Source organism: Streptomyces lincolnensis (assembly GCF_001685355.1).
In the GTDB taxonomy this organism is placed as follows: Bacteria; Actinomycetota; Actinomycetes; order Streptomycetales; family Streptomycetaceae; genus Streptomyces; species Streptomyces lincolnensis.
Window position 1 is genome coordinate 942,716 of sequence record NZ_CP016438.1, and the last position, 26,264, is coordinate 968,979.

The 26,264-nt window shown below is 72.7% G+C and carries 25 protein-coding genes; 11 read left to right on the forward strand and 14 right to left on the reverse strand.

Annotated features, from left to right (window positions below):
• The first annotated feature begins 76 nt into the window (after positions 1-76).
• Positions 77-838 carry a sulfite exporter TauE/SafE family protein gene (locus SLINC_RS04215; protein WP_067426908.1) on the forward strand — a complete coding sequence of 254 codons (762 nt, stop codon included), beginning with the start codon at positions 77-79 and terminating at the stop codon, positions 836-838.
• A 14-nt stretch (positions 839-852) separates the two neighbouring features.
• Positions 853-1,434 carry a hypothetical protein gene (locus SLINC_RS04220; RefSeq protein WP_067426911.1) on the forward strand — a complete coding sequence of 194 codons (582 nt, stop codon included), beginning with the start codon at positions 853-855 and terminating at the stop codon, positions 1,432-1,434.
• Here the strand turns inward: SLINC_RS04220 and SLINC_RS04225 are convergent.
• Complete coding sequence (locus SLINC_RS04225) at positions 1,431-2,255, reverse strand: putative protein N(5)-glutamine methyltransferase (protein WP_067426917.1); 825 nt, start codon at positions 2,253-2,255, stop codon at positions 1,431-1,433. The two genes, SLINC_RS04220 and SLINC_RS04225, sit on opposite strands and share 4 nt — an antisense overlap.
• A gap of 257 nt (positions 2,256-2,512) precedes the next feature.
• On the opposite strand from SLINC_RS04225, the gene SLINC_RS04230 reads away from it, so the two are divergent.
• The gene (locus tag SLINC_RS04230) at positions 2,513-2,914 is read left to right on the forward strand and encodes a MarR family winged helix-turn-helix transcriptional regulator (RefSeq protein ID WP_375141522.1); all 402 of its coding nucleotides are present in this window, start codon (positions 2,513-2,515) and stop codon (positions 2,912-2,914) included.
• Here SLINC_RS04230 and SLINC_RS04235 read toward each other — a convergent pair.
• Positions 2,875-3,699 carry a GNAT family N-acetyltransferase gene (locus tag SLINC_RS04235; protein WP_079164398.1) on the reverse strand — a complete coding sequence of 275 codons (825 nt, stop codon included), beginning with the start codon at positions 3,697-3,699 and terminating at the stop codon, positions 2,875-2,877. The two genes, SLINC_RS04230 and SLINC_RS04235, sit on opposite strands and share 40 nt — an antisense overlap.
• The gene (locus SLINC_RS04240; RefSeq protein ID WP_067426926.1) at positions 3,696-4,619 is read right to left on the reverse strand and encodes an NADP-dependent oxidoreductase; all 924 of its coding nucleotides are present in this window, start codon (positions 4,617-4,619) and stop codon (positions 3,696-3,698) included. Before SLINC_RS04240 ends, SLINC_RS04235 begins: the two co-directional genes overlap by 4 nt.
• A 217-nt stretch (positions 4,620-4,836) precedes the next feature.
• Between SLINC_RS04240 and SLINC_RS04245 the strand changes: the two genes are divergently transcribed.
• The 3 genes from SLINC_RS04245 to SLINC_RS04255 all read left to right on the forward strand — a co-directional run bounded on the left by SLINC_RS04245 (position 4,837) and on the right by SLINC_RS04255 (position 7,035).
• Entirely contained in the window at positions 4,837-5,442 is a 606-nt protein-coding gene (locus SLINC_RS04245) for a sulfite oxidase-like oxidoreductase (RefSeq protein ID WP_067426928.1), read from the forward strand.
• Position 5,443: 1 nt separating this feature from the next.
• Complete coding sequence (locus SLINC_RS04250; protein ID WP_067444951.1) at positions 5,444-6,211, forward strand: ferredoxin reductase; 768 nt, start codon at positions 5,444-5,446, stop codon at positions 6,209-6,211.
• A gap of 239 nt (positions 6,212-6,450) precedes the next feature.
• Entirely contained in the window at positions 6,451-7,035 is a 585-nt protein-coding gene (locus SLINC_RS04255; protein WP_067426931.1) for an Rv1733c family protein, read from the forward strand.
• A gap of 106 nt (positions 7,036-7,141) precedes the next feature.
• Here SLINC_RS04255 and SLINC_RS04260 read toward each other — a convergent pair whose 3' ends face one another.
• Positions 7,142-8,521, reverse strand: a complete 1,380-nt coding sequence (locus tag SLINC_RS04260) for an 8-oxoguanine deaminase (RefSeq protein WP_067444954.1) — start codon at positions 8,519-8,521, stop codon at positions 7,142-7,144.
• Positions 8,522-8,625: 104 nt separating this feature from the next.
• Here SLINC_RS04260 and SLINC_RS04265 point away from each other — a divergent pair, with 104 nt between their 5' ends.
• Both SLINC_RS04265 and SLINC_RS04270 read left to right on the forward strand, forming a co-directional pair.
• Positions 8,626-9,594 carry an acetylxylan esterase gene (locus SLINC_RS04265; protein ID WP_067426934.1) on the forward strand — a complete coding sequence of 323 codons (969 nt, stop codon included), beginning with the start codon at positions 8,626-8,628 and terminating at the stop codon, positions 9,592-9,594.
• Between the two features lie 138 nt (positions 9,595-9,732).
• Positions 9,733-10,899: a serine hydrolase domain-containing protein gene (locus SLINC_RS04270; protein ID WP_067426936.1), complete on the forward strand. Its 1,167-nt coding sequence runs from the start codon at positions 9,733-9,735 to the stop codon at positions 10,897-10,899.
• Between the two features lie 13 nt (positions 10,900-10,912).
• On the opposite strand, the gene SLINC_RS04275 is transcribed toward SLINC_RS04270, so the two are convergent.
• The 6 genes from SLINC_RS04275 to SLINC_RS47880 form a co-directional block, all read right to left on the reverse strand.
• Positions 10,913-11,641 carry a class I SAM-dependent methyltransferase gene (locus tag SLINC_RS04275; protein ID WP_067426938.1) on the reverse strand — a complete coding sequence of 243 codons (729 nt, stop codon included), beginning with the start codon at positions 11,639-11,641 and terminating at the stop codon, positions 10,913-10,915.
• Positions 11,642-11,763: 122 nt separating this feature from the next.
• Positions 11,764-12,117, reverse strand: coding sequence for a cupin domain-containing protein (locus tag SLINC_RS04280; protein WP_067426942.1), 354 nt, complete (start codon positions 12,115-12,117; stop codon positions 11,764-11,766).
• 81 nt (positions 12,118-12,198) lie between these two features.
• Positions 12,199-12,879 (reverse strand): haloacid dehalogenase type II, encoded by a 681-nt coding sequence (locus SLINC_RS04285; protein WP_067426945.1) that lies wholly within the window; start codon positions 12,877-12,879, stop codon positions 12,199-12,201.
• A 117-nt stretch (positions 12,880-12,996) separates the two neighbouring features.
• Positions 12,997-14,136 (reverse strand): N-methyl-L-tryptophan oxidase, encoded by a 1,140-nt coding sequence (gene solA / locus SLINC_RS04290; RefSeq protein ID WP_067426948.1) that lies wholly within the window; start codon positions 14,134-14,136, stop codon positions 12,997-12,999.
• A gap of 293 nt (positions 14,137-14,429) precedes the next feature.
• Positions 14,430-17,255: a SpoIIE family protein phosphatase gene (locus tag SLINC_RS04295; RefSeq protein ID WP_107406550.1), complete on the reverse strand. Its 2,826-nt coding sequence runs from the start codon at positions 17,253-17,255 to the stop codon at positions 14,430-14,432.
• A 112-nt stretch (positions 17,256-17,367) separates the two neighbouring features.
• Complete coding sequence (locus tag SLINC_RS47880; RefSeq protein WP_159425323.1) at positions 17,368-17,511, reverse strand: hypothetical protein; 144 nt, start codon at positions 17,509-17,511, stop codon at positions 17,368-17,370.
• 134 nt (positions 17,512-17,645) lie between these two features.
• On the opposite strand from SLINC_RS47880, the gene SLINC_RS04300 reads away from it, so the two are divergent.
• The 3 genes from SLINC_RS04300 (at position 17,646) to SLINC_RS45665 (ending at position 21,149) form a co-directional block, all read left to right on the forward strand.
• Positions 17,646-18,473 carry a class I SAM-dependent methyltransferase gene (locus tag SLINC_RS04300; RefSeq protein ID WP_067426950.1) on the forward strand — a complete coding sequence of 276 codons (828 nt, stop codon included), beginning with the start codon at positions 17,646-17,648 and terminating at the stop codon, positions 18,471-18,473.
• Between the two features lie 258 nt (positions 18,474-18,731).
• The gene (gene rho / locus SLINC_RS04305; RefSeq protein ID WP_067426953.1) at positions 18,732-19,874 is read left to right on the forward strand and encodes a transcription termination factor Rho; all 1,143 of its coding nucleotides are present in this window, start codon (positions 18,732-18,734) and stop codon (positions 19,872-19,874) included.
• A 96-nt stretch (positions 19,875-19,970) separates the two neighbouring features.
• Positions 19,971-21,149, forward strand: coding sequence for a D-alanyl-D-alanine carboxypeptidase family protein (locus tag SLINC_RS45665; RefSeq protein ID WP_079164399.1), 1,179 nt, complete (start codon positions 19,971-19,973; stop codon positions 21,147-21,149).
• Here the strand turns inward: SLINC_RS45665 and SLINC_RS04310 are convergent.
• The 4 genes from SLINC_RS04310 to aspA all read right to left on the reverse strand — a co-directional run bounded on the left by SLINC_RS04310 (position 21,038) and on the right by aspA (position 26,218).
• The gene (locus SLINC_RS04310; protein WP_107406552.1) at positions 21,038-22,249 is read right to left on the reverse strand and encodes a glycosyltransferase 87 family protein; all 1,212 of its coding nucleotides are present in this window, start codon (positions 22,247-22,249) and stop codon (positions 21,038-21,040) included. The genes SLINC_RS45665 and SLINC_RS04310 overlap by 112 nt on opposite strands.
• Positions 22,246-23,640 (reverse strand): polyprenol phosphomannose-dependent alpha 1,6 mannosyltransferase MptB, encoded by a 1,395-nt coding sequence (mptB, locus tag SLINC_RS04315; RefSeq protein ID WP_067426955.1) that lies wholly within the window; start codon positions 23,638-23,640, stop codon positions 22,246-22,248. The genes SLINC_RS04310 and mptB overlap by 4 nt, the downstream gene beginning before the upstream one ends.
• 191 nt (positions 23,641-23,831) lie before the next feature.
• Positions 23,832-24,764, reverse strand: coding sequence for a glutaminase (locus tag SLINC_RS04320; RefSeq protein WP_067426958.1), 933 nt, complete (start codon positions 24,762-24,764; stop codon positions 23,832-23,834).
• Between the two features lie 44 nt (positions 24,765-24,808).
• Positions 24,809-26,218, reverse strand: coding sequence for an aspartate ammonia-lyase (aspA, locus tag SLINC_RS04325; protein WP_067426960.1), 1,410 nt, complete (start codon positions 26,216-26,218; stop codon positions 24,809-24,811).
• Positions 26,219-26,264: the final 46 nt, after the last annotated feature.

The window sequence follows — 26,264 nt, forward strand, 5'->3', positions numbered from 1 at the left end:
GCCTATGGCACAGCCTTAGGCTGGGTGCGTCAACGGCGCATTGTGGACCCGCCCGTCACGGCGTGATGCTCGACGGGTGCCCGAGACCCTGCTCGTCCTGTTGGCCGGTCTCGCCGCCGGCGCGTTGAACGCCGTCGGCGGGGGCGGCACCTTCGTCGCGCTGCCCGCTCTGGTGGCGGCCGGCCAGTCGCCGGTGACGGCGAACGCGTCCTCGACGATCGCGCTCGTGCCCGGCGCGGTGGCCGGCGCCTGGGTGTACCGGCGCGAACTCGCCCCGGTGGGACCGGCGTCCACGAAGTCGCTGACCGCGGTCAGTGTGCTCGGGGGCGGCCTCGGCGCCGCTCTGGTGCTGGCGCTGCCGTCGGAGTCCTTCGACGCCGCGGTGCCGTGGCTGCTGGCCTTCGCCACGGTGCTGTTCGCCTTCGGCGGCCGTCTGTCCGGGGCCCTGCGCGGGACGCTGGACCGCCCGCTCGCGCCGGGTCCCCGGACCGTTCTGGTCATGCAGTTCGTGCTCGCCGTCTACGGCGGATACTTCGGCGGTGGCGTAGGCATCATGATGCTCGCGGTGTGGAGCGTCGGCCTCGGGATCGACTCGGCGACCGGCAATCCGATGCGGATCGCGCAGCTCGCGGCCATCTATGTCAGCGCGACGGCGCTGTTCCTCGCCATCTCCGACGCCCGGAGCAGCCCCCTGGTGCTCACGACCATGGTGGCCGGCGCGGTGGCGGGTGGATTCGGCGGCGCCCATCTCGCGCGCCGCCTTCCCGCCCGGCTGCTGCGGGCCGTCGTCCTGAGCACCGCCGTGACGATGACCGTCCTGTATTTCCTGCGTGGTTGAACCATGGGGGCGTGATGACCGATCCGCGCGGCGCGCGGCACAGGGGCGACGGTGACACGGAAGCCGCCGCGCCCTTCACCGACGCACCCTTCACCGACGCGTCACGAGCCCGCGTGGTGCTGTCCTACGAGGCGTACGAGCTGGCCGATCTCGCCCGGGCCGCAGTGCCGATCGGCGCGGGCGAGCTGTGTGCCGACGGCACCGTGCGGTCCCCGGGCGCCGTGCTCGCCGATGCCGCCCGGCTGCTCGGCGCCGCGCGGCAACTCCTGGAGGCCGCCGCCGTGTTCGAGCGTGTGGGCGGTGCGAGCTGGCAGCGCGTCGGCGAGGTGCTGGGGCTGTCCGCGCAGGCCGCACGGGCCCGTTTCGCGCCGGCCGAGGCCCGATTCCGCGACCGCCCGCCTTCCCCCGGGGACCCGTCGGCCGGCTGCTGGCGGACCTACCTCTCCCGGGAACCCCTGGAAGCGGCCCTGGACCTCGACGACTGGGTCCTGCGCCAAGGAGACGGCGACCGCGACGGAGACAGCGATCCAGGTCCGGCACCGGTCTCCGGCGGCCTGGTCCGCGAGGACCCGACCGCCAGGCACTCCGGCCGTTAGGGTGCGACCCCGATCACGACGTCGGTGTACATCTCCTCGGACACGGCCAGGCGGGTCTCCAGACCTGCCCGGCCGAAGGCGGCGACGGCCGCCGGGGCCTGGCGTTCGCTCGTCTCGACCAGCAGACAGCCGCCGGGGGCCAGCCATCGCGGCGCCTCGGCCGCGACGCGCCGCAGGACGTCGAGTCCGTCCGTGCCGCCGTCGAGGGCGACCAGCGGCTCGTGGTCGCGGGCCTCCGCGGGCAGCAGGCCGACCTCGCCGGTCGGGACGTACGGCACGTTGGCCGCGAGGATGTCCACCCGGCCCCGCAGGCCGTCGGGCAGCGCCTCGAACAGGTCGCCCGCGTGAACGTGACCGCCGACGGAGGCGACATTGCGGCGTGCGCAGCGCACCGCCGCCGGATCGATGTCGGCGGCATGCAGCTCGACCCCTATGAGCGCGGCGGCCAGTGCCGCGCCCACGGCGCCCGAGCCGCAGCACAGGTCCACGACGACGGAGGCGTCCGGGACCTGGGCGAGGGCCTGCTCGACGAGGAACTCCGTACGGCGGCGGGGCACGAAGACACCGGGTTCCACGGCGATGCGCAGCCCGCGGAACTCGGCCCAGCCCAGGACGAGTTCGAGCGGCTGCCCGGCGACCCGGCGGTCCACCAGGTCGGCGAGTTCTTGCGTGTCACGGGCGGCGGCCAGGATCAACCGCGCCTCGTCCTCGGCGAAGACACAGCCGGCGGCCCGGAGCGCGGCGACGACGGAGTCACGCGATGCCGCGGAGAACGAGGGAAAAGACGGAGAGGACGGAGAAGACGGAGAAAGTGGAGGCATGGAAGCCGAGAGCCTTTCGGGAGCCGAAGGGTGCTCCCGCGGTCACCTACCGACGGTGATCCGCGCCGGTTCGAGGGATGAGCACCCGAGCTGACACAGCGGTAATGGGTCTCACCTCCTCGGGACTTCACGACTGGGACCGCCCACAGCCGGGCGTCACAGTACCTCACCGTTTCGAGTTGTAGTATGCAACGAACAGCATGAGGGAGGTCCCGGTGGACGCAGAGCAAACGGCCGTGGAGACCATCCAGCGCGAGATGACCGTGTTCGCCCGCCGGGCCCGGGCGTCCGCCGGGCGCATGCATCCGGAGCTGTCGCTGGTGTCGTACACCCTGCTCGGGCACCTGGAGGAGAGCGGCGGCTGCCGCGCCACCGACCTGGCCGCCTACTACGCGCTGGACAAGTCCACGGTCAGCCGCCAGGTGAGCGCCCTGGAGCGGGCCGGGCTCGTCGAGCGGCGCCAGGACCCGGAGGACCATCGCGTCCAGGTGCTGGACCTGACCGAGGCGGGCAGGCGCATCCTCGCCCAGGTCACGGTGCGCCGCCGGGCCGCCGTCCGGGAGCGGCTGGAGGACTGGCCGCAGGAGGATCTGGACCGGTTCGCCGGTTATCTGGTCCGCTACAACGGCTCGACGGGTGCGCGGCCCGCGGACGACTGACCGCGTCTACGGCAGGCGGGCGGCCCCGCGGTCGGCCGTCGCGGCACCCGGGCCGCCAGGAAGGCGGTCCCGCGGCGCAGCCGGAAACCCAGGGACTCGTAGAGCCGGATGGCGTCGGTGTTCGCGGCCGCGGTGTGCAGGAACGGGGTCTCGCCGCGTTCCCGGATGCCGTGGGCGACGGCCCGGACGAGCCGCGTCCCGAGGCCCTGGCCGCGGGCGGCGGGGTCGGTGCAGACCGCGCTGATCTCGGTCCAGCCCGGCGGATGCAGCCGCTCCCCCGCCATGGCGACGAGGGTGCCGTTGCGCCGTATGCCCAGATAGGTGCCGAGTTCGACGGTGCGGTGCAGGAACGGGCCGGGGCGGGTGCGGGCGACCAGGTCGAGCATCTCGGGCACGTCGGCCGGCCCGAGCCGGACCGCCTCCGGGGCGGGGGCCGCGGCCAGGCTCTCGTCGACCAGCTGCACGCCGGCTATACGGAACGTGACCTCCCAGTCGTCCGGGAGGCGGCCGCAGTAGCCGGACAGCGGGACCTCGGCGCCGGGGCCCGCGAGCGCCGCGAGATCCGCCCAGTCCTTCGCGTCCGGTTCGTCGGGCAGCGCCACCCACCCCGTCACGTCGACCGGGTAGCGCAGCACACGGCCGCGCCGCTCGGCGAAGCGGGCGTGCGGGCCGGTGAGTGAGGCGAGGGCGGGATTGTCGAGGATGTGCGGGGTGTCGGCGGGCAGCGCGTCGAGCCGTGCGGCGCGGTCGGTGACCGTCGCCGCCGTGCTCGTTTCCGTGGTCATCGGGCGACCTCGATCACGACCTTGCCGCGGGCGTGGCCGTCCTCGACGGTGCGCAGCGCTTCGCCGGCCTGTTCGAGGGGGAACGTGCGAGTGATGTACGGGTCGAGCCGGCCGTCCACGACGAGGCGGGCGACCTCTTCGAGGACGGCCGCGGTGCGGGCCCGGGCCACGCGGGCGCCGCCGAGCCGTTCCACCTCCTCGACCGGGGCGCCCGCGGTGATCAGACGGGTCCGGTCGGTGAGCAGTCCGGCGGCCTCGGCCAGCACGTCGCCGCCCACCAGGTCGTAGACCCCGTCGACGCCGTCCGGGGCCGCCGCCCGCACCCGGGCGTCCCAGCCCGGCCCGGACGGGACGTGGACGGCCCCGAGCGCCTCGACGAAGTCCTTCTTGCCCTCGCTCGCGACGCCGACGACGCTCAGCCCGGTAGCCCGGGCGATCTGCACGGCCGCCGCTCCGACACCGCCGCCCGCGCCCGTGACCAAGAGGGTCGCCCCGGCGGGCAGGTCGAGATGGCGGATCCCGTCGTACGCGGTCGCGGCGGCCACCGGCAGGGTCGCGGCGCTTGCGAAGGACAGGGCGGCGGGCTTGTGCGCGGTGACCTCGGCGGACAGCAGGGCGTACTCGGCATACCCTCCGGCGACCGTGTTGCCGAAGACCTCGTCCCCGGCGGCGAACCCCTCGACGCCCTCGCCGACCTCCTCCACGACCCCCGCGGCCTCGCGGCCGAGGACGGCGGGGAACACCTGTTCGCCGTCGCCGGGCCGGACGTGTCCCGTGCGCAGCTTCCAGTCGACGGGGTTGATCCCGGCGGCCCGCACCGCGACCAGGACCTGCCCGGGGCCGGGCGCGGGCCGGGCGACCTCCATGAGGGCCTCGGTCTCCGGCCCGCCGTACCGGGTGAAGACATACGCCTTGGGCATGGCTCCCACTCTCCTCCGCTGCCGTCGGGTCTCCGGTTGTATGGGCCACCGGTCTCACCACCAGTCGGCAAGGAGGATCGGTGGCCCGCTATTCCCGGGGCGCGGGAGAGTTCACGCGGCCGTCACGATCCGGGGGCGGGGCCGGGCGCGAGGCATACCTGACATGCACGTACGGTTGACCGGGTAGGACATCGCCCCGTCGTCACGCTGGAATCGCATGAACGTCACCCGAGGCTTCACCGGACGCGACCGCGTCCACAACCCCGGCCTGCCGCCCGGACAGTACGACGCCGGCGACGACTGGCCCGTCCTGTCCGCGGAGGTCACACCCGAGCTCGCGCCCGCCGACTGGACCTTCCGCGTCGACGGACTGGTGGAGCGGCCGCACACCTGGGACTGGGACGAGGCGCACGCCCTGCCGCCGTCGGCCTACGAGGGCGACATCCACTGCGTGACGAGCTGGTCGAAGTTCGGCGTGCGGTTCGGGGGCGTGTCACTGGACGCGTTCCTGGATGTGGTGCGGCCCCATGGGTCCGCCACCCATGCCGTCGCCTACTCCCACACCGGCTACACCACGAACCTGCCGCTGGCCGACCTCACCGGCGGCCGGGCCTGGATCGCCTGGGAGTACGACAGCGAGCCGCTGGCCGCCGAGCACGGCGGCCCGGCCCGGCTGCTGGTGCCGCACCTGTACTTCTGGAAGAGCGCCAAGTGGATCGCGGGCCTCAGGCTCCTCGACCACGACGAGCCGGGCTTCTGGGAGCAGAACGGCTACCACGCCCGCGGCAACCCCTGGGAGGAGCAGCGGTACTCCGGTGACTGACATCTCCACCTCCTCGTTCTCCTCGTTCACTCCCTCGACGCGGTTCGCGGTGCCGGGCCGGATCGCCGTCAGCAACCGGGCCGCCGCCCTGTGGCAGACGGCCACGCTCACCGAGATCCGCCGGGAGACCCCGCACGCGGCCACGTTCCGGTTCGCGGTGCCCGCCTGGGCGGGCCATCTGCCCGGCCAGCACCTGATGCTGCGGCTGACCGCCGAGGACGGCTACACGGCCCAGCGCCACTACTCGATCGCCTCCGCGCCCGACGACGCCGGCCACATCGAGCTGACCCTCGATCACGTCGAGGGCGGCGAGGTCTCCGGCTGGTTCCACACGGTGGCGAAGCCCGGGGACGAGGTGGAGGTGCGCGGCCCGCTGAGCGGCTTCTTCGCCTGGCCCGGCGACCGGCCCGCGCTGCTGATCGGCGCCGGCTCCGGTGTCGTACCGCTGATGTCGATGGTGCGCCACCACCGGGCGCGGGAGCTGTCCGTGCCGCTGCGGCTGCTGGTGTCCGCGCGCCGCCCCGAGGAGCTGATCTACGCGCGGGAGCTGGGCACCGAGACGACACCGGTGTTCACGCGGAGCGCGCCGGAGGGTGTGCCCGTGGGACGTATGGCGGCCGCCCATGTGGCCTCTGTCCTGGCGGACCAGCCTCCCGGTGGGTGGGAGGCCTATGTGTGCGGCTCCAACGCCTTCGCCGAGCACGCCTCACGTCTGCTGGTCGAGGCCGGTCAGCCGGTCGACCGGATCCGGATCGAACGCTTCGGCTGACGTGCCGACCGGCGTGCGGACTGACGCGCCGGCGACGTTTCGCGGCGTCACCAAGGGGCACTCCTGAGCGGCGACGGGGGCCGTTCGCCCGGAAAGACCGGGTTGGTGTTGTGGTGGGCGATGCCGGTGCATGGGTACCAGATTGGTGTGGACACTCGCATGCGCGTACGCGCGCGGCACAGGGGGACGCGCCGGTGTGTGCGTCCCCTCCGGCTGCGGTGACGGGCCAGGAGGTCGACATGGGAACCCGGGTGCGCGGATGGCGCTGGCGGAGCAATCCGCTCAGGCGGCGGTCGGACGTCGTGGAGGCCTGGACGGTTCTCGCCGTCGCGGTGCTGCTGCTCGTGGGGGCGCCGGTGGCCGGTGTGATCGGGGCCTGGTGGGCCCACGGGGAGGCTCGGGCGGTGGCCGCCGAGCAGCGGGCCGACCGTCATCGTGTCCGGGCCGAGGTCGTCGGCAGAACGTCCAACGCGCTGCCCTCGGTGCAGGGCGGCCGGGGACAGACGGTCCGGGCGAGCGTGCGCTGGACCGAGCCGGGCAGCGGCCCGCGGACGGCGACGGCTCGTGTTCCGGCCGGCACCGACCGCGGTGACTCGGTCGAGGTGTGGTTCGACGCCCGCGGCCGGAACGTTCCCCCGCCGCCGAACGAGACCTCCGTCTGGCAGCACACCCTCACCGTCGGTACGTGCGCCACGGGCGGTGCCGGCGCGCTGGTCCTTCTCGGCCGCGCCGTGGTCCTGGGCGCCGCCAACCGCCGGCGGATGGCCGAGTGGGAGCGGGAGTGGGCCCTGACCGAGCCGCAGTGGACGCGCCGCCGGGCCTGATCCAGCCGTCACACCGGGGCTCCGCCGCAGAGCCGTCACACCGGGGCTCCGCCGCAGAAGGGACGACCGGCCTGCACGCCCTGCTGCATCCGCCGCGCGACCCTGCCTACACGTCCTGCTGCATCCGCCGCGCGATCCGGCCATGCGTCCGCAGCGCGTCCGCGAGCCCCGGCGGGACCGGCTCGCCCCGGTCGACCAGGACGCGGCCGGCCACGACCGTGGTCCAGGCGCGGGCGGGCCCGCAGCGCAGCCAGGCCTCCACGGGATCGCTGAACGCCCCGGCGCGGGCGACCTCGTGCAGGTCCCAGACGACCAGGTCGGCGCAGGCACCGGGCCGCAGGTGCCCCGGTTCGTCCCCGCGCCCCAGACAGCGGGCCGAGCCGTGGGTGGCGATGTCGAGGGCGTCCCGCGCGGTCATCGCACCGGGTCCGTCGCGGTAGCGGCCGAGGAGCAGGGCGCCGCGGGTCTCCATCCAGAGCGAGGCGTGGTCGGTGGAGGCGGAGCCGTCGCAGCCGATGCCGACGGGCAGACCCATCTCGCGCATCTCGCGCACCCGGGCCGTACCGCCGCCGATGAGCATGTTGGAGCTGGGGCAGTGCGCCACCCCGACCCCCGCCGCGGCGAGGCGGCGCAGTTCGGCGTCGTTCGGATAAATGCAGTGCGCCACCCAGGTGCGGTCGCTCATCCAGCCGGTGTCCTCGAAGTACTCGACGGGCCGGCAGCCGTACGTCCGAAGGCAGTAGGTGTCCTCGTCGCGGTCCTCGGCGAGGTGGGTGTGCAGGCGTACGTCATGGCGCTCGGCGAGTTCGGCGGTCGCCGTCATCAGCTCCCTGGTCACCGAGAACGGGGAGCAGGGCACGAGGGCGACCCTGATGAGCGCGCCGGGCGAGGGGTCGTGGTGGGCCCGGATCAGCCGTTCGCTGTCGGCGAGGACCTCCTCGTCGGTCTGGGTGACGCTCCGCGGCGGCAGGCCGCCGTCCTCGACGGACCGGGTCATCGAGCCGCGGGTGGCGTGGAAGCGGAAGCCGATGTCGCGGGCGGCCCGGATCTCGGCGTCGACCAGGCCGGGGCGCGGGTGGACGTAGAGGTGGTCGGAGGAGGTGGTGCAGCCGCCCATCAGCAGCTCGGCCATGCCGACGTAGGCCGAGACGTGCGCGGCCTCCTCGTCGAGGGCGGCCCACAGCGGGTACAGGGTGGTCAGCCAGTCGAAGAGGGAGCCGTTCACGGCGGGCGCGTAGGCGCGGGTGAGGTTCTGGTAGATGTGGTGGTGCGTGTTGACCAGACCGGGCGTGATCAGGCGTCCGGCGGCGGAGACGGTGGCCTGGGCCTCGGGTTCGGTTCCGGCCGGGCCGACGGCGGTGACCCGACCACCGGCCGTCGCCAGCCAGCCGCCCGGGATCTCCCGCTCGCCGTCCACGACGAGCAGTTCGGCATCCCTGACCAGCAGCTCCACTGCGGTGACCGACGCGACAGCGGCAGACGTCATGGCGCCATGCCAGGTGCGTAGCGGGACAAAGGCCTGGCGATACGTCCGATCACCCACGTACGGTGTGATCATCCGCACCCACCCTTCGCAAAAGGCGGCCACAGATGCCTCTGTTCGACCTGCCCCTCGACGAACTCCGCGAGTACCGCAGCGAGTCGGCCGAGCCCGAGGACTTCGACGCGTTCTGGTCCAAGACCCTCACGGAGGCTCGCGCATACGACCTGGACGCCCGCTTCGAACTCGTCGACACCGGCCTGTCGACGGTGAAGGTGTACGACGTGACGTTCGCCGGTTTCGGCGGTCACCCGGTCAAGGGCTGGTTCACGATCCCCGCCGAGGTGTCCGCCCCGGTCCCGGTGGTCGTGGAGTACATCGGGTACGGCGGCGGGCGCGGTCTGCCGCACGAGCATCTGCTGTGGGCGTCGTCGGGCCGGGCGCACTTCGTGATGGACACCCGCGGCCAGGGCAGCGCGTGGGGCGGCGGCGGTGGCACCGCGGACCCGGTGGCCGGCGGGCCCGCGTTCCCCGGCTTCATGACGCGGGGCATCGACGCCCCCGAGAACTACTACTACCGCCGGGTGTTCACGGACGGCGTCCGTGCGGTGGAGGCGGCCCGCTCGCACCCGCTGGCCGACCCGGCGCGCACGGTCGTCACGGGCGGCAGCCAGGGCGGCGGCATCTCGATCGCGGTGGGCGGTCTGGTGCCCGACCTGGCGGCGGTCGCGCCGGACGTGCCGTTCCTGTGCGACTTCCCGCGCGCGGCGACCCTGACGGACCGGCACCCGTACCGGGAGATCGGCCTCTTCCTCAAGACGCACCGCGGCCGCGCGGCGGACGTCCAGCGCACCCTCGCCTACTTCGACGGCGTGCACTTCGCCGCCCGCGGCCGGGCCCCGGCGCTGTTCTCGGCGGCACTGGAGGACCAGACCTGCCCGCCCTCCACCGTGTTCGCGGCCTACAATGCGTGGGCGCACGCCGAGAAGGACATCGAGGTGTACGACTTCAACGACCACGAGGGCGGCGGCCCGTACCAGGAGGCGGCGAAGCTGCGCTGGCTGCGGACGTACGTGTAAGCGGCGGTCGCCGACCCACGACACCCGGGTGTGGTTGCTCGCGCCCGGCACCTTCCCTTCCACTCCGACCAGTCGGTATGTTCGATGGTGCCCGGGCCGCAGCGTCGTGGCCCGGGCTTTCCGGACGACGGAGGGTTCATGTCCGAGCGAGAGCCACGGGTTCACGGCCACTGCGACGAACGCTTCGCCGCGGTGCGCACGGCGTTCGAGGAGAACTTCCGGGACCGCGCCGAGGTGGGTGCCGCCGTCACCGTCACGGTCGAGGGCACGACGGTCGTGGACCTGTGGGGCGGTTGGGCCGACGCGGAGGGCACCCGTGCCTGGGAGCGGGACACCCTGGTCAACGTGTGGTCGACGTCCAAGGGCCCGGTCGCACTGTGCGCGCACCTCCTCGCCGACCGGGGGCTGCTCGACTTCGACGCACCGGTGGCCGCCTACTGGCCCGAGTTCGCCGCGGCCGGCAAGGAAGGGGTCCTGGTACGGCATCTGCTGTCGCACCGGGCGGGACTGTCCGGTCTGCGGGAGCCCCACTCGCTCGCCCAGCTCTGCGACTGGGAGCTGACGACGAAGCGGCTGGCGGCGATGGAGCCCTGGTGGGAGCCGGGGACGGTGTCCGGGTATCACGCGCTGACGTACGGCTTCCTGGTCGGGGAGGTCGTACGGCGGATCTCTGGGCTGCTGCCGGGGGCGTTCCTGGAACGGGAGGTGACCGGGCCGCTGGGCATCGACTTCACCATCGGCCTGCCGGAGAAGGAGGCCGGCCGGGCGGCCGAGCTGGTGCAGCCGGCCGTCGCGCCGAGCAGTGAACAGGCCGCGATCTTCAGCCAGTTGGCGCCCGCCGCCCTGGCCGCCCTGACCAATCCCGGGGTAGGTGCGGCGGCCGCCCACTCCCCCGACTGGCGGGCCGCCGAGATCCCCGCCGCCAACGGCCACGGCACCGCACGGGCCATCGCCGCGCTCTACGGCGTCTTCGCGGGCCAGGGCCTGTACGGCGGCCGTCGCATCCTGTCCCCCGAGGCCACCGAGCGGGTGCGCGAGGGACAGGGCAGCTGCCGCGACCTGGTCCTGGGCGCCGGATTCGAGCACGAGACGGAGATCGGACTCGGCCTGTGGCTCAGCGGCCCGAACGGCTCGTACGGACCCAACCCCCGCGCCTACGGCCATGACGGCTTCGGCGGCTCGTGCGGGCTGGCGGACCCGGACTCGGTGGTCTCCCTGGGATACGTCATGAACCGCATGGGGCCCCACATCGCCGACGACCCGCGGAAGATGGCCCTGGTGGACGCCCTGTACAGCGCGCTGTGACAGGCGGGCCAAGCTAGGACACGGGGCGTCGCGCCACGACCAGCCGCACCCGTGGGCTGCCGTCGCGGCGGCGTCCGAACTCCGGCAGGGCCTCCAGTTCCACGTCGAATCCGGCCCGCTCCAGCTCCCGCAGCACCTCCCCCGGCCTGAAGGCCCGGTAGTACATGACGAACGGCGGCCGCCACAGGGCGTTGCGCACCCGCATCACCGTGTCGAAGCCCAGCAGCATCCAGTGGGCCGGGGAGGTCACGCGCGGCGGGGCGAGGACGGGGAAGGCGAAGCTGCCACCGGGCCGCAGGACGGAGTGGGCCTGGCGGAACAGGCCGGGGAGTTCGCCCGGCAGGAAGTGCCCGAACGCCCCGAAGCTCACGACGAGGTCGAATCCCGGCCGGAAGGGCAGGGCGCGGGCGTCTGCGCGCACCCAGGAGACGGGCGTATCGGCGGGGCGCTCCCGTTCGCGGGCCACCGCGAGCATCCCGGCGCTGAAGTCGACGCCGACCACACCCTCCCGGCACACCCGCGCCAGGACGTCGACGCCCGCGCCGGTGCCGCAGCACAGGTCGAGTCCGGTGCCGAACGGGCCCCTTCGGCGCAGCGCGGTCGCGACGGCGTCGAGGACCGAGTCCGGCGTACGGAAGGGGGTGTGGTCGAACTTCGGCGCGAGCAGGTCGTAGCCGCGCTCGACGGACGACAGTGCCTGGACGGCGAGTTCGCGGAGACTGGGGCCTTCGGGGCTGAACATCCGCGTCAGCTTAAGGGAGCGCGCGGGCCACGGAGGCGCTTGTGGCGGCCGAGCTTTCCGCGCGGCCGCCACAAGCGGCTGCCGCTTGCGCGAGGCGGTGGACAACCGGCGCGGCGTCGGCGTTACGACACGGTCAGGTAGATCTTGCGCACGGTTTCGATGGTCTTCCAGACACCGACGAAGCCCGGCTTCATGACGAAGCTGTCGCCTGCCTTGTAGATCACCGGCTCGCCACCTTCCGGCGTGAGTTCGATGACGCCGGAAATGATGTGGCAGAACTCGAAGATCTCGCCCTTGATCGAGCGCGTCTCGCCGGGCGTGGCTTCCCAGACACCGGTATTGACCGTTTCCCCGCGGGCGACGTCCTGGACCCAGGTCTTGTATGCCGGGTCGCCGGAGATCAGGCGTTCCGGCAGCGGGCCGGACTCGCGGGGTGCGAAGGAGGGATGGGGGTCGATGGTCTTCAGGAGCGACATGCTGTTCCTCTACTGGTTTTGGGCTGCGGGTGGGGTGGGGGCCTTCGGCGGCTGTCCGTGCGGGGCGATGTACGCCGCGGGTCAGATGCCGAGCATGGTGTTGAGCTCGTCCAGGGACTTCACCGTCACGTAGTCGTAGCCGTGGGTGACCGGGTCGTAGCCGCGGTCCAGCAGGACGAGGTTGCGGAAGCCCATGTCGTGCATCGGCATCAGGTCGTAGCGGGTGTGCGAGGCGACGTGCACGAAGTCCTCGGGGGACGCGTCGAGTTGGTCGAGCATGTACTCGAACGCGGCGTAGCGGGGCTTGTAGTAGCCGGCCTGCTCGGCGGTGAAGACCGCGTGGAAGTCCGCCCCCAGCCGGGGCACGCTCTCCGCCAGGCAAGAGTCGTCGGCGTTGGAGAGGATCACCAGCTTGTAGTGCTCGCCCATCTTCTTCAGCGGCTCCGGCACGTCCGCGTGCGGGCCCCAGCTGCGCACACCGTCGGCGAGGCGCTTGCCCGCGTCCGGGGCGGCCTTGACACCCCACTTGCGGCAGACCCGCTCGAAGGAGTCCTGGAGCACCTGCTCGTAGGGGTAGTACGCGCCACGGACCTGGTCGTAGCGGTAGCCGCGGAACTCCCGCACGAACTGGTCGAACTGCTCGGCGGGGATCTGGTCGCCGAGCAGCTCACGCGTGATGGGGGTCATCGGCCACTCGACCAACGTGCCGTAGCAGTCGAACGAGACGTACTTCGGCCGGAACTGAAACGAGGGGATGGGCATGAGGGTGCTCCTGTCTTTGCTGCGGGGGCTGGTGACGGCCGGTGCACGCCTTTTCGGGCATGGCTATGACAGAGGTGGCGACTTGGGTGAGGGTGATGCCGTCGGCATCACCCGGGATCAGGCGGCGCCGACTCCTGCCGGAGCGAGGAAGTCGATGGGATGGTCGGTGGTGCCGTCGAGCGCCAGATCGGCGGCGATCTCACCCATGGCGGGCGAGATCTTGAAGCCGCTGCCGGAGAAGCCGGCCATGACGATGATGTCGTCCTCGCCGGGCAGATGGCCGACGAGCGGGTTGCCGGAGTCGGTGTAGCCCTCCATGTAGGCCGACATCCTGATGGGGTCGGGGTTCAGGTCGGGCATCAGCTCGGCGATGAACTCGCGGAAGATGCCGAGCTCTTCGGGGCGGCGGACCGTACGGTCGAGCCGTTCGGGCTCGGGCACCGGCAGATGGCGTGCGAAGGAGAGACCGAGCTTGACGGACATCCCGTCGGGCGACGGGATCCCGAAGCAGTCGTGGGGTGTGGCGCGCACGAAGGGGGGAGCCCCGTCCGCGAACCAGTCGTGGCGGGTGGGCAGATGCCAGGAGCAGACCACCCGGCGGACGTCGACGCTTCGGGGAAGGTCCGGGAGCAGGGTGTTGACCCAGGGGCCCACGGTCACCACCGCGGTGTCGACGTGGTCCGTGCCCTGGTCGGTGACGATGTCCACGCCGCCGCCCGCAACGGGGGCGATCTCCCGCACCGGGGTATAGCGGTGCAGCCGGGCGCCCAGCTGTTCGGCGTGTGCCGCGGCGGCCTGGATCGACGCCTCGGGTCTGATGACGGCGCCCATCCGGTCCAGGACGGCGGTGTGCCCGTCCGGGAGGCGGTGCTGCGGGTAGCGGCGGGCGAGTTCCTCCCGGTCCAGTACCTCGTGCTCCAGACGATGGGTGGCGCTGGAGGAGAGCAACTGGCGCATGGCCGGTGACACGGTCTCTCCCATCACCAGGCAGCCGCTTCGGCGTCGCAGGGAGCGGCCCGTCTCCGCCTGGAGCTGCTCCCACAGCCCGTCCCCGAGCCGCAGCAGCGGAATGTACCCGGGTTCGCCGAGGTGGGCGGCTCGGAAGATGCGGCTCTCGCCCCCGGCCGCGCCGCGGTCGTGCCCCGGCGCATACCGGTCGTAGCCGATGACCTCGGCTCCGCGGGCGGCCAGTCGCCACATGGCCTGACTCCCCATGCTGCCGGCACCGATCACGGCGACGCGCTTCGGGATCCGCATGAGGTCGCTCCTTTCGATGGTGTGGTCTGGGTGGTGGTCGGGCCTCGGCGCGGTACGGACACCGTGCGGACCCCTCCGCTTCCGGTTCGGTTCGGGTTCGGGTTCCGCTGGGCGTCGCATTCACTTTCGGTCCGCAGGAACCCGCAGGTCAACCCACACTCTGTTCCACCTTGGGGCCTTCTTGAGACGTCCTGTCACTGCGGGCGAACCGATGGGGGACGGCTCAAGGACTTCCGTTACGTCCGTGAGCTGGGCGGCGCCGACGGCCGCGACGACGGGCTGGTCTTCACCGCTCACGGCAGTGGCTGTTCGGTCCAGATGACCTTTCCGTCGGGGGTGTAGCGGGTTCCCCAGCGTTCCGTGAGCTGGGCGACGAGGAAGAGGCCGCGGCCGCCCTCGTCCTCGGTGCGGGCGCGGCGGAGCCTCGGCGAGGTGCTGCTGCCGTCGGAGACCTCGCAGATCAGCGCGCGGTCGCGGAGCAGGCGGAGCTGGACCGGTCCGGTGGCGTGGCGGATCGCGTTGGTGACCAGTTCGCTGGCGACGAGTTCGGTGGTGAAACTCAGGTCGTCCAGGCCCCAGGCGGTCAGCTGTTCGGTGACGGCGGCCCGGGACCGGGAGACCACGGCCGGGTCGCTGGGCAGGTCCCACTGGGCGACCCTGTCGGGGCCCAGGGTGTGGGTGCGGGCGACGAGCAGGGCCACGTCGTCGCTGGGCCGGGTCGGCAGGAGCGCGTCGAGGACGGCCTCGCAGGTGTCCTCCGGCGCCCGGTCGGGATGAGCCAGCACGGTCCGCAGCAGGTCCAGGCCGGAGTCGATGTCCCGGTGCCGGTCCTCGACCAACCCGTCGGTGTAGAGCACGAGTTGGCTGCCCTCGGCGAGTTCCAGCTCCGCTGTCTCGAAGGGCATGCCGCCGAGTCCGAGCGGTGGCCCCGAGGGCAGGTCGACGAACTCCACGGTGCCGTCGGGGGCGACCACCGCGGGGAGCGGGTGCCCGGCGCGGGTGAGTGTGCAGCGGCGGGACACCGGGTCGTAGACGGCGTACAGGCAGGTCGCTCCGACGATGCCGGAGTCCGTCCGGGCGTTCTCCACCGCCCAGCCCTCGCCCCGGTCGAGGCGCCCCACCAGGTCGTCGAGATGGGTGAGGAGGTCGTCGGGCGGCAGGTCGACGGAGCAGAAGTTGTGGACGGCGGTGCGCAGCCGGCCCATGGTGGCGGCGGCGTGCAGTCCGTGTCCGACGACGTCGCCGACGACCAGGGCGACCCTGGCGCCGGAGAGCGGGATCACGTCGAACCAGTCGCCACCGACCCCGGCCTGCGCGGGCAGGTAGCGGTAGGCGACGTCGACGGCGCTCTGTTCCGGCCGGCCGCGGGGCAGCAGGCTGCGCTGGAGGGCGAGGGCGGTGTTGTGCTCGCGGGTCCAGCGGCGGGCGTTGTCGATGCAGATCGCCGCGCGGCCCGCCAGTTCCTGGGCCAGGGAGAGGTCGTCCTCCTCGAAGGGGGCGGGCTTCTCCGAGCGGTAGAAGCTGACCACGCCGAGGGTCGTTCCGCGCGCCCGCAGCGGCACCGTGATCAGCGAGTGGATCCCGGCCGCGAGCACGCGTTCGAGGCGGGCCGGATCCTGGGCGAGCCAGCCGTCGGCCGCGACGAGCGCGGGTTCGAGGACGGACTGCCTGTCCTCCAGGCTGCGGGCCTGTGGCGTGGAGGGCACGTACTGGACACAGTCGCCGACGCCGTACAGATGGGACTCCTCGTGGACGGCGCCCAGCGCGACCCGGCGCAGGGGGGTGTCCGTGCCGAGCGGGCCCGGCTCGTCGCCGCCGAGTACCGCGTCGGGCAGGTCCACGGCCGTGAAGTCGGCGAACAGCGGCACGGTCACCTCCGCCAGCTCCTCGGCCGTGCGGGTGACGTCCAGGGTGGTGCCGATACGGCCGCTCGCCTCGTGGAGCATCTCCAGGCGCCGACGGGCGAGTACGGCGAGCCGCCCGACGCCGGGTTCACCGAGGAGCAGGAGCCTGCCGTCGGGGGCGCTGTCGTCGGCGCCGGCGGGCCTGAGCTCCGCGGCATCGTGGGGCGGCTGGGCGGGCACGACCGGAACGGTGAGCCGGGCGGGGAGGGTGGACAGCAGGGCGGTGGCCGACGGGGCCGCCGGGGCGGGTTCGACGGGGACGACGTGCCGCAGGCGCCGGCCGCCGAGGATCCTCGCTTCGACGACCACGCCCGTCTCACCGGCCGCGCTCCTGACCGTACGGCGCAGCAGGGTGGCGGTGCGGCCGCCGGACAGGACCACCTCGTCGAGGGTGCGCCGGGGTGAGGCGAGGAGTTCCTCGGCCTTCTCCCGGAGCACGGCGAGGTCTATCCGGCCCAGTTCTCCGTCGCCGTGGCCGTCGCCATGGCCGTCGCCCGGGCCCGGTGGGCCGAGGCGGGGCTGGCGCGGCCAGCCGCCGATGTCGTGGCCGGCCCGCCGGTACGCGGCGAGCAGGGCACGTTCCCGTTGTGTGGACTGCTCCAGCAGCCGGGCCTCGATGCCGCGCGCGGCCTCGCGGACCAGTCGCAGCATCGCGGGGTCGCCGTCGTCGCGCAGGCAGGTGAGGTCGAGGACGGCCTCGATGCGCCCGCTGAGCGGGTCGCGGACCGGCGCTCCGGCGCAGGCGAAGGGTTGCAGGCAGTCGGCGAAGTGCTCCCGGCCGACGACGTAGACGGCCCCGCGCTCGGCCAGCGCGGTGCCGACGCCGTTGGTGCCGGCGACGGGTTCGGAGGCGTCGAAGCCGGGGGCGAAGTTCACCTCGTCCAGGCGGTGGCGCAGTTGCCGGTCCCCGCCGAGCCGCTGGACCATGCGGCCCCGCGGGTCGCAGAGGGCGATGCTCATCCCGGCCTCGCCGAGCGAGGTGCTCAGGTCGCGCAGCACGGGATCGGCCGCGCGCAGGAATCCGTCGTCCAGGGCCAGGTCCGGAGTGTGCGGAATCAGCAGCTGATGCGGCTTGAGTCCCGCGGAGCGGCATCGCTTCCAGGAGTCGAGCACCGAGTCCCGGACCGTGGAGTCGACGAGCGTTCCGGCCAGAAAACGTTCATGCGCATCGACGAGGCCGCCGATGTCGTCCCAGGCGACGGTCAAGGGGATCACTTCCCTCGCCCGGGGGCGCCCCGGGTCGCGTGCCGCGGTTCGACGCGCAGCCCGGAGGTGTCCCCCAAGCGCCTTCACCCTAGCCCTTCTGTGACTCACATCACAACAGTGGTCAGCCGCCGAGGCGGAGTCCGGCGAGCCAGACGTCGGGTGCGCCCGGCCCGTCGTGGGCATCGGGGGTTGTCGGCAGCTGTGGCCGGTCGGCGGGAGACAGCGGGGCGAGGAGTCGGCGGATCGTGACGGCGAGGGCGTTCATCGGAACCTCCGGTGGTGTGGGCCGTTGTCACCCCATCGACGAGCGGACACCGCGCTCGCGGGCAGAACGGGACCGGGACCGGGGCAGATCCGGAAGGGCTCGTATCGCGGGCCCGTTCACGGTTGGATGGCCTCATGACCACCGAGGACCACGCACGGCTCATGCGGGCCAACCAGGCGAACTGGGACGCCCGTACCCCCGTCCACGTCGCCAGCCGGTTCTACGGGCTCGACCAGGACGTCGACCCCGAGCGCTGGTTCGCCCCCTTCGAGTGGGACGACCTCGGTGAGCTGAGCGGCCGTGACGTGCTCCACCTCCAGTGCCATCTGGGCACCGAGACGATCGCCTTCGCGCGGCGCGGGGCCCAGGCGGTCGGGCTGGACTTCTCCGCCGCGTCCATGACGGCCGCGAGCGACATCGCGGCGAAGGCCGGCGTGGAGGTCGACTACGTGCGGGCCAATGTGTACGACGCCGTCGAGGCCCTTGGGGGACGGCGGTTCGACGTCGTGTACACCGGCAAGGGCGCGCTGTGCTATCTGCCGGACCTGGCGCGATGGGCCGGGGTGATCGCTCGACTCCTGCGCCCGGGTGGCCTGTTGTACATCGTCGAGTTCCATCCGCTGCTCAACTCGCTGGGCCCGAAGCCCGCGCCGGGCGAGGGCCCCGAGCTGCTGCTGCGCCACGACTACCTGGGCGGGGACGGCCCCGTGCACCGGGACGCCACGCACACCTACACCGACGGCCCGGCCGTCGAGGGCGCCACCGACAGTTACGAGTGGATGCACGGAATAGGAGAGGTCGTCAACGCGTTGACGGGGGCAGGACTGAACGTCCGGCGGCTCCGCGAGAGCGACGAGCTGCCGTGGCCGCGCTGGCCGCACATGCAGCGCACTCCGCACGGCTGGTGGCGGCTTCCCGAACCGCGGATCCCGCTTCTCTACGGTCTTCTGGCCGGCCGCTGACGGCCTTGTGCTATTCTCCGACTAGCACTTGTGTACGCCCCGTTGTGGGCGCCGGTGCCAGTTCTCCTTTCTGATCGCTGACGGACACGTCAGTTCTTCCACACCACTTCGTCGGTACGGCACTCCTCTCATACCCGAGGTTGCCGCACCCGAGGTGCTGTTCCCGCCGCCCGAAGGCGCTGTCCGCCTTCCCCGCGCGGCTTCTCCCTTCCCACATGTCCCATGCCATGCCTTCCGTCCGTGAAAGGACCCCCCTCTGTGACCACCACTCTCGAACACTCTTCCGCCCAGCAGCAGCTTCCGGCCCGGGTCGCCACCGGTGTCCTCGACATCGACGCGCACGGGAAGGGGCACCTGCGGGGCCTCGACCTCCTGCCCTCCCCCACCGACCTCCAGGTCCCGGCCGCGCTCGTCCGCCGGTACGACCTGCGCAAGGGCGACCGCGTCGACGGCATACGCGGCACCCAGCGGGCGCTGACCGAGGTCGCCCGGATCAACGGGCGCGGCCCCGAGGAGCAGCGCAAACGCCGTCACTTCCGTGACCTGACACCGCTGCACCCGCGGGAGCGGCTGCGGCTCGAACACCCGGCGTCCGGGCTGACCGGACGCGTGACCGATCTGATCGCACCCGTCGGCAAGGGCCAGCGCGGGCTGATCGTCGCCCCGCCCAAGACCGGCAAGACCGTGCTGCTCCAGCAGATCGCGGCCGCCGTCGCCGGTAACCACCCCGGGGCCCGGCTGATGGTGCTGCTGGTCGACGAACGCCCCGAGGAGGTCACCGACATGCGCCGCTCCGTGCACGGCGAGGTGTACGCCTCGACCTTCGACCGGCCGGCCAAGCAGCACATCGCCCTCGCCGAACTCGTCGTCGAACGGGCCCAGCGGCTCGTCGAGGCGGGCGAGGACGTCGTCATCCTCCTCGACTCCCTGACCCGGCTGTGCAGGGCCCACAACAACGCGGCCGCCGCCGGTGGCCGCACCCTCAGCGGCGGTGTCGACGCGAGCGCGCTGATCGGCCCCAAGCGGTTCTTCGGCGCCGCCCGGCTGGCCGAGGAGGGCGGCTCGCTCACCATCCTCGCCACCGCGCTGGTGGAGACCGGCTCCCGTGCCGACGACTTCTTCTTCGAGGAGCTCAAGAGCACCGGCAACATGGAGCTGCGCCTCAGCCGCGACCTGGCCTCCCGCCGCGTCTTCCCGGCCGTCGACATCGCCCCCTCCGGCACCCGCCGCGAGGAACTGCTGCTCCCCCCGGCCGAGTTGACCACCGTGAGCGGTCTGCGCCGCGCCCTCCAGAGCCGGGACGGGCAGAGCACCACCGAGACGCTGCTGGAGCGGCTGCGCGCGACTCCGGACAACGCGACGTTCCTGCGCCGGATCCAGCCGACGCTGCCCGCCGGCTGACATCGACGGCGGTCCCCGTGTGGCATCCGGGTGCTCACGGGCCCCGCTCGGCCCGGGCACCGTCGTGTTCGGCCGGTCCGTTCCTACGTTTGCGGTATGACAATCGGATCTACTTCCCGGGCTGCCCTGTCCACCTGCGCGCTGTGCGCGGCGGGCCTTCTGGTGCTCGCTCCGGCCGCGACGGCCGCCCGTACGGCGCCGGATCCCGGTGCGACCGGCGGACCGCGGGTGGCGGGCCCGCAGCCGAGCCTGCTCGACCGCCCCGGCACGCAGGTCAGGCCGCGGGCCGGGGCGCCCAGGGTGCCGCGTGTCTCGGCGCTGTCGTGGGTGGTGGCCGACGCCGGTACGGGTGAGGTGCTGGCGGCACGGGACGCGCACCGCAGGCTGCCGCCCGCCAGCACGCTGAAGACGCTGTTCGCGCTCACCGTGCTGCCGGTCCTGCCGGGCGGTGTCCGGCACACGGTCCGCAAGGACGAGCTGAGGGGGATCGGGCCGGGCAGCAGTCTGGTCGGGGTCGCGGAGGGGCGTACGTACCGGGTCTCCGACCTGTGGCGCGGGGTGTTCCTCAACTCCGGCAACGACGCCGTGCACGTCCTGGCCGAACTGAGCGGCGGCTGGCGCTCCACGGCCGCCCGGATGCAGGCCAAGGCCCGCTCCCTCGGCGCCCTCGACACCCGGGTGCTGTCGCCGGACGGGTACGACACGCCGGGCCAGGTGTCCTCGGCCCACGACCTCGCCGTCTTCGGCCGGGCGGGGCTGCGCAGTGCGGAGTTCACGCGGTACTGCGGCACCGTGCGGGCCCGGTTCCCGGGCGGGCACGGATGGTCGTACGTCATCCAGAACACCAACCGGCTACTGACCGGCTCCGACGGTGTGGAGCCGTACCGGGGGCTGGTCGGCGTCAAGAACGGGTACACCAGCAAAGCCGGTCACACGCTGATCGCCGCCGCCCGCCGGGGCGGGCGCACGCTGGTCGTGACGGTGATGAACCCTCGGTCGGGCGGCGGTTTCGCGGTGTACGAGGAGGCGCGCGCGCTGCTGGACTGGGGGTTCGGCGCCGCCGGCCGGGTCGATCCGGTGGGATCGCTCGACGCGCTGCGGGTGCGCCCGCGTCCCGGCCCTGAGGTGCGGCCCGCTGCCGTGACCCCCACCGAGGACGACGACTACGCCTCGGGGTGGCCGACGACGGGGGCGATCGCGGGAGCGGCGCTGGGCGGAGCGGCGGTGACGGCGCTGCTGCTGAGGCCCAGGATCCGTCGCTCGGCGGGGAGTTGACCGATCGGCAGCCACAGCAGCAGACCCAGGGTGATCCAGGTGTAGATGTTGCTGCCCAGGAAACCGTCCACGCCCGAGGCGTCGTCGACCCAGAGCCAGACCACGCTCGTGCACAGCACCGCGTACAGGGCGCCCGCGACGCGCGCGTGCCCGGCGCGGATCAGTACCGCGAAGGACGGCAGCAGCCAGACGAGGTGGTGGACCCAGGTGATCGGGCTGACCAGGCAGGCGGTGAGTCCGGTGAGGGCGAACGCCGTCACCCACTCCCCCGCCGCGACCGCCCTGCGGGTCCGCACCACCCACACGCACAGCACCGGCACGACCGCCGCCGCCCACACCACGCGGTCCGGTTCGCCCAGCCGGGCCAGGATGCCCTGGAGCGACTGGTTGGAGACGTAGGCGAGGTCGCCCACACGGCTGGTGTCCCACATCGCCACGGTCCAGTAGAAGCGGGAGGCGCCCGGGGCGACCCAGGCCGCGAACGCCGTCGCCCCGGCCGCCACGAGGGTCGCGAGCGCGGCCGCGCGCCAGCGCAGGGCGAGCAGCAGCAGCCCGATGAAGATCGCCGGCGTCAGCTTCACCGCGGCGGCGAGACCGATCCCGATGCCCGCCCAGCGCTCCCGGCCGGTGGCGAGCAGCCACGCGTCGATCAGCACGAGGGCCAGCAGCAGGAGATTCACCTGCCCGAAGCTGACCGTGTCGCGCAGCGGTTCGAACAGGGCGAGCGCGCAGACGCCCAGCGCGGCGCCGTACCAGCCGTAGAGCCGCCAGGCGGGCCCGACGAGGACGCGCAGCACCACGGTCAGCGCGATCAGATCGAGCAGCAGGGCGACGGCGATCGCCGTGTGCAGGCCGAGGAGCGCCATCGGCAGCATGGCGACGGCCGCGAAGGGCGGGTAGGTGAACCCGTACATCGTGCCGGGCACCCGGTAGTCGTAGAGCCGTCCGCCGTGGTGGATCCAGGTGTCGACGGCTCCGTGGTAGACGCGCAGGTCGAACCAGCCGCGCAGTAGCGGCACGGTCGCGGTGAAGACGGTCACGCAGGTGACGACGGCGAGCACCAGCAGCAGGCGCCCCCGGTCCGTGGTCGGCGCCCTCATGCCGTACGCCCCGCCATCGGAGCCAGTTCCGCCTGGTGGGCCTGCCACAGGACGATCACCGCGAGGACACCGCCGGCGACGGCCAGGACCAGCTGGCCGGTGTCGGCCGGACCGCCGCTCGGCAGGGTCGCCAGCGCCAGCACACCGGTCACGGCGGCCACCCGGTGCCGTACCGAGCCGCTGGGGGCGGCCGCCGCGATGAGGAACAGCCCCCACAGCGCGTACCAGGGGCGGATCGCCGGGCCGAAGGCGGCCACGGCCGCGAGGCTCAGGCCGAGCGCGTACACCGGGCGCGGTCCCAGCCGCAGCCATATCACCAGGACGGCGACCACGGCGGCGACGATGCCGAAGGCGTGCCAGGCGGGGACGGCCAGGGGCGCCAGGTCACTGCCGAGATGTTCCAACAGGGATCCGGTGGCCCGGCCGAGCAGGCTGGTGAGTGCCCAGTTCTGCGGGGACACGGGGGTGTTGAGCGCCCCTATCCAGCCGTAGCCCGTTCCGGCCACCGCCGTCGCGGCGACCGTGGTGACCGCCGCCGCGGCGGCCGTGACGACGACGGCTCTGCCCCGGTCCCGTCCCGCCCGCACCTGGAGGACGACGACCGCGGCGAGCCCGAGCACGGCGGGTGCCTTCACCAGGGCGGCGAGGGTGACCAGTACGGCGCCGAGCACCGGCCAACGGCCGAGTGCGGCGACCAGGCCGACGCCGAGCAGGCCGAGCATGACGGCGTCGTTGTGGGCGCCGGCGACCAGGTGGAGCAGGACGAGCGGGTTGAGGGCGCCGAGCCAGAGCGCGGCGGCCGGATCGGCGCCGCTGTGCCGGGCCAGGCGGGGCAGCGCGGCGGCCATCAGGGCGACCCCGAGCAGCGCGACGACCCGCATCCCGAAGAGGCCCGCGGGGAGTTCGCCCCGGGTCAGCCCGGACAGTACCGAGGCGACGCCGAGGAACACCGGGCCGTACGGGGCACCGGTGTGCTGCCACAGCGGGGCGACCTCGGCGGCGAGCGGGCCGCCGAGCCGGGCGGGACCGTGGGCGTAGACGTCCATGTGCGCGTCGACCATGGCGCCCTGGGCGAGATAGCTGTACACGTCCCGGCTGAACAGCGGGGGCGCGAGCAGCAGCGGGGCCGCCCAGATCACCAGGACCGTGAGCAGGGCGCGCGGGCTGGGGGGCGCGGAGCCGCGGACCAGCCGTCCGAGCAGCGCCCAGGCCGCGATCAGCAGGACGACCCCGAAGTAGGCGCCGACCAGGCCGAGGGCCGCGTGCGGGGAGGACGGGGACAGGAGTTCCCGCACGGGCAGGGCTCCCGCGGTCTCACCGCCCGCCGCGAGGAAGGCGGTTCCGGCCAGACCGAGGATCTGGCAGCGGCGGAGATCGACGGGAAAAGCCATGGCCAACACGCGGGGAAGCCTGGCAACACCGGGTGGCCGGAAAGCGACGCGGGACCCTCCGGGCGGGGGCCTGTGTGTGACCGACGCGTGAGGGCCGATGAATTCACCCTGGCCGGCAGGTCCACCGGATGACCGGTCCCGGCCGCGATCCCGACCCGACCCGACCCGACGGAAGGGAACCCGGTCCGTGCCTAGAACACCGACACCCCGGTGAGGGTGGTGAAGCGGTCCAGTGCCGCCACGCCTGCCACGGAGTTACCGCGTTCGTCCAGTCCCGGGCTCCACACGCACAGCGTGCAGCGGCCCGGGACGACCGCGATGATGCCGCCGCCCACCCCGCTCTTGCCGGGCAGGCCGACGCGGTAGGCGAAGTCGCCGGCCGCGTCGTACGTGCCGCAGGTCAGCATCACCGCGTTGACCTGCTTGGCCTGGCTCTGGGTGAGCAGGCGGGAGCCGTCGGCGCGGAGGCCGTGCCGGGCCAGGAAGGTGGTGGCCAGGGCGAGGTCGGCGCAGGAGGCCGTGAGCGAGCACTGGCGGAAGTACTGGTCGAGCAGGACCGGGATCGGGTTGCCGATGTTGCCGTACGCCGCCATGAAGTGGGCCAGCGCCGCGTTGCGGTCGCCGTGCGCGGCCTCGGAGTCGGCGATGTCCTTGTCGAAGTCCAGGCGCGCGTTGCCGCTCTCCGAGCGGAGGAAGGTCAGCAGCTCACCGGCCGCGTCTCCGGTACGGGTCTGGAGGCGGTCGGTGACGACGAGTGCGCCCGCGTTGATGAACGGGTTGCGCGGGATGCCGTTCTCGTACTCCAGCTGCACCAGGGAGTTGAAGGGGTTGCCGGAGGGTTCGCGGCCCACGTACTCCCAGAGTTCGTCGCCCTCGCGGGCCAGGACCAGCGCGAGGGTGAAGACCTTGGTGAGGGACTGCGTGGAGAACGGCTCACGCCAGTCCCCCACCCCGTACACCGTGCCGTCCAGTTCGGCGACGGCCATGCCGAAGCGGCGCGGGTCGCGGGCCGCGAGCGCCGGGATGTAGTCCGCGACCCGGCCGCGGCCGGGCATACGCTCGACCTCGGCCGCGATGTGCTCCAGGACCGGCTGGAAGGTCATCGACGACGTCATGATCACCATTGTGCCTTCCTGCCGGTCCTCGCGCGGTGTCGAGCTGTCGCGGATCAGGCCGGCAGCGGTCCGCTGCCGGCCAGGATCTCCGGGCGCAGCAGGTCGGTGAGGGTCTCGGCGGGCAACAGGCCCTTCTCCAGGACGAGTTCGGCCACTCCACGCCCCGTGACCAGGGCCTCCTTGGCGATGGCGGTGGCCGCCGTGTACCCGATGTGCGGGTTCAGGGCCGTCACCAGACCGATGGAGTTCTCCACGCTCGCCCGCAACGCCTCGGTGTTGGCCGTGATGCCCTCCACGCACCGCTCCGCGAGCGTCAGACACGCCGCCCGCAGATGGGTGAGGGACTCCGACAGGGAGTGCAGGATGATCGGCTCGAACGCGTTGAGCTGGAGCTGACCCGCCTCCGCGGCCATCGTGATGGTCACGTCATTGCCGATCACCTCGAAGGCGACCTGGTTGACGACCTCCGGGATCACCGGGTTGACCTTCCCCGGCATGATCGACGAACCGGCCTGCACCGGCGGCAGGTTGATCTCCCCCAGCCCCGCGCGCGGTCCCGAGGACAGCAGTCGCAGGTCGTTGCAGCTCTTGGAGAGCTTCACCGCGATCCGCTTCAGCACCCCCGACATCTGCACGAACGCCCCGCAGTCCTGGGTGGCCTCCACCAGGTTCGCGGCCGTCACCAGCGGCAGACCGGTGATCCCGGCCAGGTGCCGGCGCGCCGACTCGGCGTATCCGGCCGGTGCGTTGAGTCCGGTGCCGATCGCCGTGGCACCGAGGTTGATCTCATGGATCAACTGCACTGCCTCGTCAAGACGTTGACGGTCCTCGCCCACCATGACCGCATACGCCGAGAACTCCTGACCGAGCGTCATCGGCACCGCGTCCTGCAACTGCGTACGGCCCATCTTGAGCACGTCGTGGAACTCCACCGCCTTGGCCGCGAAGGCGCCCTCCAGCACGGCCATCGCCTCCAGCAGTCCGCGCACCGCGTACACCGTCGCGATCTTCACCGCGGTCGGGTAGACGTCATTGGTGGACTGGCCCAGGTTGACGTCCTCGTTGGGGTGCAGGTACGCGTACTCACCCTTCGCGTGGCCCAGCAGCTCCAACGCCCGGTTCGCGATCACCTCGTTGGCGTTCATGTTGGTCGAGGTCCCGGCCCCGCCCTGGATGACGTCCACGACGAACTGCTCGTGCAGTTTGCCCTCACGGATCTCCCGGCACGCCTCCACGATCACCGCGGCCTTGCCCGGCTCCAGCAGGCCCAGCTCCTCGTTCGCGAGGGCGGCGGCCTCCTTCACGGCCGCGAGGGCGTCGATCAGGTGCGGGTAGGCGGAGATCGGGGTGCCCGTGATGGGGAAGTTCTCGGTGGCGCGCAGGGTGTGGACACCCCAGTAGGCGTCGGCGGGGACATCACGGTCGCCGAGCAGATCGTGTTCGCTACGGGTGACGGCGGTCATGAGAGTGAGGGCCCTCTTTCTCAGATACGGGGGTTACAGCGCCCCT

What these genes read in the sequence shown, in the direction of transcription:
- mptB (WP_067426955.1), bottom strand. Translation starts at nt 23,640, where the DNA reads ATGGCTTTTCCCGTCGATCTCCGCCGCTGCCAGATCCTCGGTCTGGCC.
- SLINC_RS04255 (WP_067426931.1), top strand. Translation starts at nt 6,451, where the DNA reads ATGGGAACCCGGGTGCGCGGATGGCGCTGGCGGAGCAATCCGCTCAGG.
- SLINC_RS04240 (WP_067426926.1), bottom strand. Translation starts at nt 4,619, where the DNA reads ATGCCCAAGGCGTATGTCTTCACCCGGTACGGCGGGCCGGAGACCGAG.
- SLINC_RS04320 (WP_067426958.1), bottom strand. Translation starts at nt 24,764, where the DNA reads ATGGTGATCATGACGTCGTCGATGACCTTCCAGCCGGTCCTGGAGCAC.
- SLINC_RS04220 (WP_067426911.1), top strand. Translation starts at nt 853, where the DNA reads ATGACCGATCCGCGCGGCGCGCGGCACAGGGGCGACGGTGACACGGAA.
- SLINC_RS04235 (WP_079164398.1), bottom strand. Translation starts at nt 3,699, where the DNA reads ATGACCACGGAAACGAGCACGGCGGCGACGGTCACCGACCGCGCCGCA.
- solA (WP_067426948.1), bottom strand. Translation starts at nt 14,136, where the DNA reads ATGCGGATCCCGAAGCGCGTCGCCGTGATCGGTGCCGGCAGCATGGGG.
- SLINC_RS04280 (WP_067426942.1), bottom strand. Translation starts at nt 12,117, where the DNA reads ATGTCGCTCCTGAAGACCATCGACCCCCATCCCTCCTTCGCACCCCGC.
- SLINC_RS04225 (WP_067426917.1), bottom strand. Translation starts at nt 2,255, where the DNA reads ATGCCTCCACTTTCTCCGTCTTCTCCGTCCTCTCCGTCTTTTCCCTCG.
- SLINC_RS04285 (WP_067426945.1), bottom strand. Translation starts at nt 12,879, where the DNA reads ATGCCCATCCCCTCGTTTCAGTTCCGGCCGAAGTACGTCTCGTTCGAC.
- SLINC_RS04245 (WP_067426928.1), top strand. Translation starts at nt 4,837, where the DNA reads ATGAACGTCACCCGAGGCTTCACCGGACGCGACCGCGTCCACAACCCC.
- SLINC_RS04260 (WP_067444954.1), bottom strand. Translation starts at nt 8,521, where the DNA reads ATGACGTCTGCCGCTGTCGCGTCGGTCACCGCAGTGGAGCTGCTGGTC.
- SLINC_RS45665 (WP_079164399.1), top strand. Translation starts at nt 19,971, where the DNA reads ATGACAATCGGATCTACTTCCCGGGCTGCCCTGTCCACCTGCGCGCTG.
- SLINC_RS04310 (WP_107406552.1), bottom strand. Translation starts at nt 22,249, where the DNA reads ATGAGGGCGCCGACCACGGACCGGGGGCGCCTGCTGCTGGTGCTCGCC.
- SLINC_RS04230 (WP_375141522.1), top strand. Translation starts at nt 2,513, where the DNA reads ATGACCGTGTTCGCCCGCCGGGCCCGGGCGTCCGCCGGGCGCATGCAT.
- SLINC_RS04265 (WP_067426934.1), top strand. Translation starts at nt 8,626, where the DNA reads ATGCCTCTGTTCGACCTGCCCCTCGACGAACTCCGCGAGTACCGCAGC.
- aspA (WP_067426960.1), bottom strand. Translation starts at nt 26,218, where the DNA reads ATGACCGCCGTCACCCGTAGCGAACACGATCTGCTCGGCGACCGTGAT.
- SLINC_RS04300 (WP_067426950.1), top strand. Translation starts at nt 17,646, where the DNA reads ATGACCACCGAGGACCACGCACGGCTCATGCGGGCCAACCAGGCGAAC.
- SLINC_RS04275 (WP_067426938.1), bottom strand. Translation starts at nt 11,641, where the DNA reads ATGTTCAGCCCCGAAGGCCCCAGTCTCCGCGAACTCGCCGTCCAGGCA.
- SLINC_RS04270 (WP_067426936.1), top strand. Translation starts at nt 9,733, where the DNA reads ATGTCCGAGCGAGAGCCACGGGTTCACGGCCACTGCGACGAACGCTTC.
- SLINC_RS47880 (WP_159425323.1), bottom strand. Translation starts at nt 17,511, where the DNA reads ATGAACGCCCTCGCCGTCACGATCCGCCGACTCCTCGCCCCGCTGTCT.